Annotated in this window: 11 protein-coding genes; 4 read left to right on the top strand and 7 right to left on the bottom strand. The window is 74.0% G+C overall.

The genetic code is table 11. The features are described 5' to 3' along the window. Positions 1 to 200: 200 nt before the first annotated feature. A complete protein-coding gene (locus tag ABZY20_RS29910; RefSeq protein WP_356445454.1) occupies positions 201 to 854 on the bottom strand; it encodes a response regulator transcription factor in 654 nt (217 codons plus the stop codon). Continuing rightward, positions 851 to 1,810, bottom strand: coding sequence for a HAMP domain-containing sensor histidine kinase (locus tag ABZY20_RS29905; protein WP_356445452.1), 960 nt, complete (start codon positions 1,808 to 1,810; stop codon positions 851 to 853). The genes ABZY20_RS29910 and ABZY20_RS29905 overlap by 4 nt, the downstream gene beginning before the upstream one ends. A gap of 347 nt (positions 1,811 to 2,157) precedes the next feature. Between ABZY20_RS29905 and ABZY20_RS29900 the strand changes: the two genes are divergently transcribed. From ABZY20_RS29900 to ABZY20_RS29890, 3 genes are read left to right on the top strand one after another with little or no spacing between them, the layout of a single operon-like run. Continuing rightward, the gene (locus ABZY20_RS29900; protein WP_356445450.1) at positions 2,158 to 2,487 is read left to right on the top strand and encodes a TraR/DksA C4-type zinc finger protein; all 330 of its coding nucleotides are present in this window, start codon (positions 2,158 to 2,160) and stop codon (positions 2,485 to 2,487) included. 52 nt (positions 2,488 to 2,539) lie between these two features. Then, positions 2,540 to 2,914, top strand: a complete 375-nt coding sequence (locus tag ABZY20_RS29895; RefSeq protein ID WP_356445448.1) for a TraR/DksA C4-type zinc finger protein — start codon at positions 2,540 to 2,542, stop codon at positions 2,912 to 2,914. Beyond that, entirely contained in the window at positions 2,911 to 3,696 is a 786-nt protein-coding gene (locus ABZY20_RS29890) for a rod shape-determining protein (protein ID WP_356445446.1), read from the top strand. The genes ABZY20_RS29895 and ABZY20_RS29890 overlap by 4 nt, the downstream gene beginning before the upstream one ends. A 22-nt stretch (positions 3,697 to 3,718) precedes the next feature. Here the strand turns inward: ABZY20_RS29890 and ABZY20_RS29885 are convergent, their stop codons facing one another. From ABZY20_RS29885 to ABZY20_RS29875, 3 genes are all read right to left on the bottom strand, one after another. After that, positions 3,719 to 4,756, bottom strand: a complete 1,038-nt coding sequence (locus ABZY20_RS29885) for a TerC family protein (protein ID WP_356445444.1) — start codon at positions 4,754 to 4,756, stop codon at positions 3,719 to 3,721. A 151-nt stretch (positions 4,757 to 4,907) separates the two neighbouring features. Beyond that, positions 4,908 to 5,036 carry a hypothetical protein gene (locus ABZY20_RS29880; protein WP_356445442.1) on the bottom strand — a complete coding sequence of 43 codons (129 nt, stop codon included), beginning with the start codon at positions 5,034 to 5,036 and terminating at the stop codon, positions 4,908 to 4,910. Further along, complete coding sequence (locus ABZY20_RS29875) at positions 5,036 to 5,656, bottom strand: universal stress protein (protein ID WP_356445440.1); 621 nt, start codon at positions 5,654 to 5,656, stop codon at positions 5,036 to 5,038. The genes ABZY20_RS29880 and ABZY20_RS29875 overlap by 1 nt, the downstream gene beginning before the upstream one ends. A gap of 157 nt (positions 5,657 to 5,813) precedes the next feature. Between ABZY20_RS29875 and ABZY20_RS29870 the strand changes: the two genes are divergently transcribed. Further along, complete coding sequence (locus ABZY20_RS29870; protein ID WP_356445438.1) at positions 5,814 to 6,152, top strand: helix-turn-helix domain-containing protein; 339 nt, start codon at positions 5,814 to 5,816, stop codon at positions 6,150 to 6,152. Between the two features lie 73 nt (positions 6,153 to 6,225). On the opposite strand, the gene ABZY20_RS29865 is transcribed toward ABZY20_RS29870, so the two are convergent. Both ABZY20_RS29865 and ABZY20_RS29860 read right to left on the bottom strand, forming a co-directional pair. Beyond that, the gene (locus tag ABZY20_RS29865) at positions 6,226 to 6,975 is read right to left on the bottom strand and encodes an HAD-IA family hydrolase (RefSeq protein WP_356445436.1); all 750 of its coding nucleotides are present in this window, start codon (positions 6,973 to 6,975) and stop codon (positions 6,226 to 6,228) included. Further along, positions 6,975 to 7,784, bottom strand: a complete 810-nt coding sequence (locus tag ABZY20_RS29860) for a DeoR/GlpR family DNA-binding transcription regulator (RefSeq protein ID WP_356445434.1) — start codon at positions 7,782 to 7,784, stop codon at positions 6,975 to 6,977. Before ABZY20_RS29860 ends, ABZY20_RS29865 begins: the two co-directional genes overlap by 1 nt. Positions 7,785 to 7,867 lie beyond the last annotated feature (83 nt).

Here is a 7,867-nt window from a genome sequence, read left to right as displayed (position 1 = left end):
CTCGGCGCCGACCGCGCCGGGCGACGCGGTGCCCGCCCGCGCGGGCTGCGGGCCGCCCGCTCCCCCAGCGGTCAGGAGCGCCAGCAACAGGGCCGCCCATACGGCGACCGCCACGGCCTGCCGGGCTCCGGGGAGGGCGCGGGGGGACCGGCGAGCGGGCCGGGGAGAAAGCGGCCGGCCCGCCGTGCGGTCGACGGGGGTCACGGTTCGATCAGGCCGGCGCGGATGGCGTAGCGGGTGAGTTCCAGGCGGTCGCGCAGGCCGAGCTTGTGCAGCAGGTTGGCGCGGTGACGCTGGACGGTCTTGATGCTGATGTACAGCAGATCGGCGATCGCCTGCGAGGAGTGGCCCTCGGCCACCAGCTTGAGCACCTCTTCCTCGCGCGGGGTGAGGACCTGGTCGGGGGTCTCCTCGCCGTGCCGGGCGCGGTCGAGGTAGTTGCGGATCAGCGCGGTGACGGCGCCGGGGTAGAGGAACGGCTCGTCGCGCATCGCGGCCCGGCAGGCGGCGACCAGGTCCCGGTCGGCGACGGACTTCAGCACGTACCCGCTCGCGCCGGCCTTGAGCGCCTGGAAGAAGTACTGCTCGTTGTCGTGCATGGTCAGGATCAGCACGCGCGGGCCCCGTTCGAGGCCGGACAGTTCGCGGGCGGCCTGCAGGCCGGTCATCCGGGGCATGGCGATGTCCAGCACGGCGAGGTCGACCTCGTGGCTGCGGGCCTTCTCGATCGCCTCCGCGCCGTCGCCCGCCTCGGCGATCACTTCGAGGCCCGGTTCCTGGTCGAGGATGAGCCGCACGCCGCGGCGTACCAGGGCGTGGTCGTCGGCCAGCAGGATGCGGATGGTGTCGGTCATGAGGACGGCTGCTTCCTGGGCAGGGGCACGGTGAGCCGGACCTGGGTGCCGGCGCGGGGCGCGGGGGTGATGTCGAGGGCGGCGCCGATGAGCAGGGCGCGCTCGCGCATGCCGAGGATGCCCGCGCCCTCGCGGGGGGCCTTGATGCCGCACCCGTCGTCGGTGACGGCCAGGACCACGCGGGCGTCGGTGTGGTGCAGGGTGACGACGACCCGTCCGGCGTCGGCGTGCCGGGCGGCGTTGGTCAGTGACTCCTGGGCGACGCGGTAGAGGACCAGTTCGGTCTCCGGCTCCAGGGCGGGCAGGTCGGCGGCGAAGCGGCGGGTGACCTGGAGCCCGGTATGGGTGGCGAAGTCCTCGGTGAGGGAGGTCAGCGCGCTGACCAGGCCCAGGTCGTCCAGCACCCCGGGCCGCAGCCGGCGCACCAGGCGGCGGACCTCGTCCAGGCTGCCCCGGGTGATCTCCTGCACCTCGCGCAGCTCCTCGCGCAGCGGCCCGGGCGCCTCGTCGGCGGCGCGTTTGAGTCCCAGCAGGATCGCGGTCATGCTCTGCCCGACCTCGTCGTGCAGTTCCTGGGCGATACGGCGGCGTTCGGCCTCCTGGGCGAGCAGGACCCGGCCGCTGCTGGCGGCTCGTTCCTGCTCCAGGCGTTCCAGCATGGCGTTGAAGGTGCGGATCAGCTCGGACACCTCCCCGCGGCCCTGCGCGGGCAGCCGCTGCCCGGGCCGCAGCAGGTCCACGGTGGTCATCAGCCCGGTCAGCCGGCCCAGCGGGGCCAGTCCCCACCGCAGCAGTGCGGCGTTGGCGACCAGCATCACCGCCAGGCCGCCCAGCAGGATGATCGCCTCCGTCAGCAGCACCGGCACCGAGACGGTCACCGGGGCCCACAGCAGCAGCGCGGTGGCCGTGCCCAGGACGACGGCGTTGAGGGCGAAGATCCGCCAGAACAGCGACACCGGTTGTCACGCCTCCTTCAGGGGTGCGGCCCGTCCGGGCGGCCGGGCCGCGCGCACCCGGGGGAGGTGTCGCGCCCGGCCGGCGGACGGACCTGACCGACAGCCTGCCTCGTCGGCGGCGGCCGGGTCGATGGGGCCCGGCCCCCATTTCGCCTGTCGCGGCCCACCCAGGCCGGGGCGGTGTGCATCGTCCGGCCCCCGGCAAATGGGGCCCGCGCCCGATGGGGTTCCGCCCGGGCGACGGCCAGGGTGGGAGGCGGACCGGGCAGAGGGTGCGGCGCCCCCGGCGGGTGCCGCACCGCTGTCCGTCCCGTGCCGTGCCCAACGACCAGAGGAAGGGACCTGACGTGTCCGTCGACGCCCCCCGCACCGGCTCCCGCCCCGAACGCATGACCGCGCACGAGGTGCGTCAGCGTCTGGACCACGCCCGCACCAGCAGGCTGACGCAGCTGCAGGCCCTCGACGAGAGCGGCCAGGGTGCCGACGAGCACCTGATGTCGGTGCAGAAGAGCGCCATCGAGCGCGTCCTGAAGGAGATCGACGACGCCTTCGCCCGCGTCGCGGACGGCACGTACGGCACCTGCTTGGGCTGCTCCGAGCCCGTCCCGCCGGAGCGCCTGGAGATCCTGCCGTACACGCCCTGCTGCGTCGCCTGCCGGCGCCGCGCCGCCGTCTGACCGGCGCGCCGGTCCCCGCCGTCCCTCTCCCTCGCTCTGTCCTAGGGGTGCAGTGGTGAACCACCAGCTCATCGCCGGCCGTACGGCGCACCTGTCGGCCGAGGATCTCGCCGCGCTGCGGGAAAGCCTCCACGAGCAGCGCCTGTTCCGCCGGGAGCAGCTCCAGCAGCTCGCCGGCGCGGCTCCGGCCCGCACGGACGACGTGTGGCGTCACGATGCCGCCTCCCAGGTGGAGGTCCACGTCAAGCTCGCCGCGTGCGCCCGTATGGTCCTCGCCGACGTGGAGGCGGCCCTCCGGCGCATGGACGAGGGACGCTACGGCACCTGCGCGCTGTGCCGCGGCCCTGTGGCACGCGAGCGGCTGGCCGTGGTGCCGCAGGCCCGTTACTGCGGGCGCTGCCAGCAGGTCAGGGAGGCCGGCCGGTGACGGCGCCCCGCCTCCGCGGCAGCGCACGGCATCCGTTGCGGCGGGACTGGGGCGTCGCCCTGGAGCTGGGCAGCGCCCGCACCCGCGCCTGGGTCCCGGGCAGGGGCCTGATCACCGACGTGCCCACGGTGACCTTCGGCGCCGGCACCACGTACCCGATCCAGCGCGGCACCATCGTCGACGAGGCGGGATGCGCGCGGATGCTGCAGCGCCTGCTCGGCCACCGCCTCCCCCGCCGCACCCGCCCGCACATCGTCCTCACCACCCCCGTGCTGGACGGCCCGGCCTATCGCAGCGCCGCCCGCGCCGCCGTCGAGGTGCTGCGGCCCCGCACCGTGCGGACCATCCCCACCGCCCGGGCCGTCGCCCTCGCCGCGGGCGCCGGCCTGTCGCGGCCCCTGCTCGTCGTGGACGTCGGCGCCCATCTCAGCGAGGTGGTCCTGCTGTCCGGGACCGGCGTCGTCGACGCACGGCGCGCCGCCCTGGGCACCGGCGACCTCGGCGCAGCCCGGCCGGCCGGGATCGCGGACACCGTGGCGAGCATGATCACCGAGATGCTGCGCCAGGACCGCACCTCCCGTACCGCCGACGCCCTGCACCGGGGGGTCCTGCTGGCCGGCGGGGGCGCCCTGCGTCCCGGCATCGTCCACGACCTCAGCGGCCTGCTGGGGGTGCCGCCGCGCGTGGTGCCGGCGCCGCACACGGCGGCCGTCCGCGGCGCCGCCCGGCACCTGTGCGCCCTCCACGGCGGCGGCCTCGGCGCCCGGCCGCTCCCCCGCTAGGCGGGGCGGTGCGCCCCGGGCATCAGGACGGTCGTTCCCCGGTGTGGTGCGGGCCGGAGCCGCCGGCGGGCGCCGCTTCGCCGCCGGCCGTGCCGCCCGTGCCGTCCGTTCCGTCACCGGTGCCGCCGGGCTTGTCCCGGGTGGCGATGAGGGACCAGGCGATGGAGACGGTGATGGTGACGGCGATGACGCCGAGCGTGAGGGGGATGGGCAGCTTGCCGACGGGGGTCTCGGACAGGATGAGCTTGACGCCGGCGAAGGCGAGCAGGACCGCCAGTCCGTAGTGCAGGTACTGGAAGCGCCGCAGCAGTCCGGCGAGGCAGAAGTACAGACTGCGCAGCCCGAGGACGGCGAACGCGTTGGCGGTCCACACGATGAAGGTGTTGGTGGTGATGGCCAGCACCGCGGCGACGGAGTCGACGGCGAAGACCAGGTCGGTGGCCTCGATCGCGACCAGCACCACGAACAGCAGCGTGGCCACGCGCCGCCCGTTGACGCGCAGGAAGAACCTGTCGCCGTGGAACTGCGGATCGGTGGGGATGATCCTCTTGACGAGGCGGACGACGGGGTTGCGGTCGGGGTGCACCTCCTCGTCCTTGGAGACGGCCATCTTGTAGCCGGTCCAGATCAGGAACGCCCCGAACACGTACGCGGTCCAGAAGAAGACCTGAAGCAGTTCTGCGCCGATGAAGATGAACACCAGCCTCGCCCCGAGGGCCCCGATGACACCCCAGAAGAGGACCTTGTGCTGGTAGGCGTCGGGTACGGCGAAGAAGGAGAAGACCAGCGCGAAGACGAAGACGTTGTCGATCGACAGGGCCTTCTCGATCAGGTAGCCGGCGTAGTAGGTGGAGGCGGTCTCGCCGCCCTGCCAGGCCAGCAGGACCAGACCGAAGCCGAGGCCGATGGCGATCCACAGCGCGCTCCACAGCGCGGCTTCGCGGAAGCCGATCACGTGGTTGTCGCGGTGGGCCACCAGGTCGACGGCGAGCATCACGCCGATGCCGACGGTGACCGCGGCCCACACCCACAGCGGGACGGCGAACGACAGTTCATTCATACTTGATCGACTTCCTCGAACGGCGTCGTGAGGACGGACGGCGCGGGACGGCCGCCAAGGGGGTGGCCGGGCCCGTGCGCGTGACGGAGGGGAGCCGGGCCCGGCACCGGTTCACAGGGGCACTCACCTCCCAGGGTCGGACACTTCCAGGTCAGGCGCTCCGCCGGGCCGTCGCGGCCCGGCGGCGGGGGCGCGTCGCGAGGGCGACGCACAGACCGCCGACGACCAGGTCCACCAGGGCCGGCAGCCACCAGGGTGCGAGGGCGGTCAGTCCGTGCATCACGCCTCCTTCAGCGGGCGGGCGGCAGCGGCCGGACGCCGCGGTGCCGCCGCCCGCATCGTGCTCAGGCGGGCAGGTGGCAGTGCGTCCGGCCACGCCTCGGCGCCGGCGGCGGGGTCCGCCGATCGGGTGGCGGTCACGACGCGGACGGGAGGAGCGTCGCGCAGCGCGGAGGCCGCGATCAGGCTGCGGGCGTCCAGACCGGCGGGTCCGCCGCCGGAGGCCACCACCAGGGGCGAGTGATGGCGGGCGGCCAGGGCCAGGACCCCGCCCGCGGCCCGCAGGCCGGGTTCCCCGGCGCTCCCGGCCGGAAGGCGGTGGGCGACGGGGATGTAGCCCACGCCGGCGCCGCGCAGCAGTGGCAGTGCCCTCGCCAGGAACACGCGGGCGGTACCGGCGTCCGCGCGGGACCGCTCCGGGGCCTGCGGCTCGGCGGGCAGGACGGCGACCAGCAGCACCGGGGCCTGGTGCGGGGCGGCCAGCCGGACGGCGGCCGCCACCACGGCCACATCGTCGGGACGGTTCGTCATCACAGCGGTCACCGGGTGCGGCAGAGCCGGCGCGCCGATGATCTCCGGCGTCGGGGCGGGCAGGGTCGAAAGGGCGGTCCCGGGGGACATCGCGCCCCCTTTCAGCGAGGTCGAGGGGGTGGCGGGGTTGTGTCCAGGGTCACCCGACCGACTGATTCACGTCAAGAGTTACGCGAAAAGTTTTTCGCCAATGGATTTTCGTGAAACGGCATTGGTCATGCGAAGAGGGCTTCGTATGATGAAGGCCATGAGCCAGCCCTCCAGCCAGCGCGGCGACCAGTGGACCTTCCTCACCAACCACGCCCGCGTCCTGATCGCCGTCGCACGGGACCCCGACGCGCGCGGCCGCGACGTCGCGGACGCCATCGGCATCACCGAACGCGCCGTGCAGCTGATCGTCTCCGACCTCGAAGCGGCCGGATACCTCACCCGCACCCGGGTGGGCCGCCGCAACCGCTACACGGTCGACCCCACCGTCGCCCTGCGGCACCCCAGCGAGTCCGACCACCCCGTCGGCGACCTCCTGGCCACCTTCCTGCACCGCGAGGACTCCCCCACCCCCGACCCCGAACGGGCCGCTTCGTAGCGGGGGCATCGCGCGCCGGCCGCGGGCGTACCACGGGACGGACCGTGCGAGGACAGCGCACCGGCCGCGCGGCTCAGTCCGCCCGCCGCTCGGGCACCAGCCGGAGGACGTCGGCGAGGCCGCGCTCGCCGGTGCGGTCCTCCGCGGGCAGGATGTACGTCCGCAGCCCGCAGGCGGTCGCGCCGCCGTCCCGGACCGGGTTGTCGCCCACCATGAGCGTGGCCCGGGGATCGGAACCCAGGTCGGCGCAGGCCTTGAAGAACAGCTGCGGATCCGGCTTCTCGCGCCCCTGCTCGCAGGAGATCACACAGGCGTCGATCAGGCCGTCCAGGCCGTGGTGGGCGAGATGGACGCGCAGGTCCCAGGCGAAGTCGCTGACGACGGCGACGCGCAGACCGCGGGAGCGCAGCGCGCGCAGTGTCGGTGCGGTGTCGGGGTACGGGACCCACGCGTCCGGAGCGGTGAGTTCGCGGTAGGCCGTCTCCTCGGCGCCGCGCAGGAACTCGACGTGCCGCCACCAGCCGTGCATGGCCTGCCGGTGCCGCTCGGGCGACAGATCGCGGCCCTGCTGCAGGGCGACGACCTCGGGCAGCTGGAAGGCGGTGTGCAGTCGGCGGGAGATCCCGGCGGCGGCCCCCGGTTCGTCGAGCAGGGCGAGGCGGCCCGACGCGCGTCCCACCCGGCGCAGCCATGTCTCCAGGGGGATCATCCGGAAGAGCGTGTTGCTGAAGTCGAACAGCACGGCCCGCACCCGGGGTACGGGCGCGGCCGCCTCGGCGTCGCCGGGGCGGTAGGCGCTCGGGGTTCTGAACAGGCTCTGCATCAGGCGGGGGGCTGTTCCCGGGGGGCGACCGTCTCCACGGGCACGCCCATCTCGCGGATGGCGGCGAGTTCGGCCTCGGGGGTGCTCGTGTCGGTGATGACCGCCTCGTAGTCGGCCACGGTTCCGTAGGCGTACGTGGCGGTCTTGCCGAACTTCGAGTGGTCGGCCAGGAGCAGGACGCGCTCGGCGGAGGCGAGCATGGCCAGCTTGACCTCGACGTAGTCGTTCAGGGGGTGGAAGAGCCGGCCCTCCAGGATCGCGGTGGCGGACATCAGCGCGAGGTCGGCGTGGATCTGCGACAGCGCGCGGGTCACCGCGGGGCCGGTGCAGGAGTTGAAGTCCCCGCGGTAGTGGCCGCCCAGGAGGGTGACGTTCACCTTCGGCTGGGAGCCCAGGCGCTGTGCCAGGCCGACCGAGTTGGTGACGACGTGCAGGTGGTCCAGCCCGCCCAGGACGGGGACGAGCGGGAACAGGGTGGTCGAGTCGTCCATGAGGATCGTCGTTCCGGGCGCGATGCGGTCGGCGACGGCGGCGCACAGGGCGTTCTTCGCGGCCAGGGCGCTGCCCTCGCGGAAGCGGGTGGCCATCTCCATGGTGAGGGCGGGGAAGGCGAGGGCCCGTCCGCGCTCCTTGCGCAGCAGGTGACGCCCGGCGAGGTCGTCCAGGTCCCGGTGCATCGTCATGAGGCTCACGCCGAACCGCTCGGCGAGGTCGTCGATGCGGGTCTCGCCGTGATCGGCGACGTACCGCAGGACGGCCTTGCGCCGCTCCTCTACGACGGCCTGTGACGATCGCGTGCGGGCGGCCACAGCGCCCCTCCTTCCCCTCGGTCGTGCTCCTTCGGCGGCGGGAGACGCAAGCCACCCTCACGCACGGCTGCGACTGCGGCGAG

It is taken from the genome of Streptomyces sp. NPDC006624 (assembly GCF_040611555.1).
In the GTDB taxonomy this organism is placed as follows: domain Bacteria; phylum Actinomycetota; class Actinomycetes; order Streptomycetales; family Streptomycetaceae; genus Streptomyces.
Note: the sequence above shows the minus strand (reverse complement) of the source record. Positions and strands in the feature narration are given on the sequence as shown.

Excerpts from the sequence above, each read along its gene's own strand:
- ABZY20_RS29870 (WP_356445438.1), top strand. The coding sequence starts at position 5,814 with ATGAGCCAGCCCTCCAGCCAGCGCGGCGACCAGTGGACCTTCCTCACC.
- ABZY20_RS29880 (WP_356445442.1), bottom strand. The coding sequence starts at position 5,036 with ATGCACGGACTGACCGCCCTCGCACCCTGGTGGCTGCCGGCCCTGGTG.
- ABZY20_RS29885 (WP_356445444.1), bottom strand. The coding sequence starts at position 4,756 with ATGAATGAACTGTCGTTCGCCGTCCCGCTGTGGGTGTGGGCCGCGGTC.
- ABZY20_RS29875 (WP_356445440.1), bottom strand. The coding sequence starts at position 5,656 with ATGTCCCCCGGGACCGCCCTTTCGACCCTGCCCGCCCCGACGCCGGAG.
- ABZY20_RS29910 (WP_356445454.1), bottom strand. The coding sequence starts at position 854 with ATGACCGACACCATCCGCATCCTGCTGGCCGACGACCACGCCCTGGTA.
- ABZY20_RS29865 (WP_356445436.1), bottom strand. The coding sequence starts at position 6,975 with ATGCAGAGCCTGTTCAGAACCCCGAGCGCCTACCGCCCCGGCGACGCC.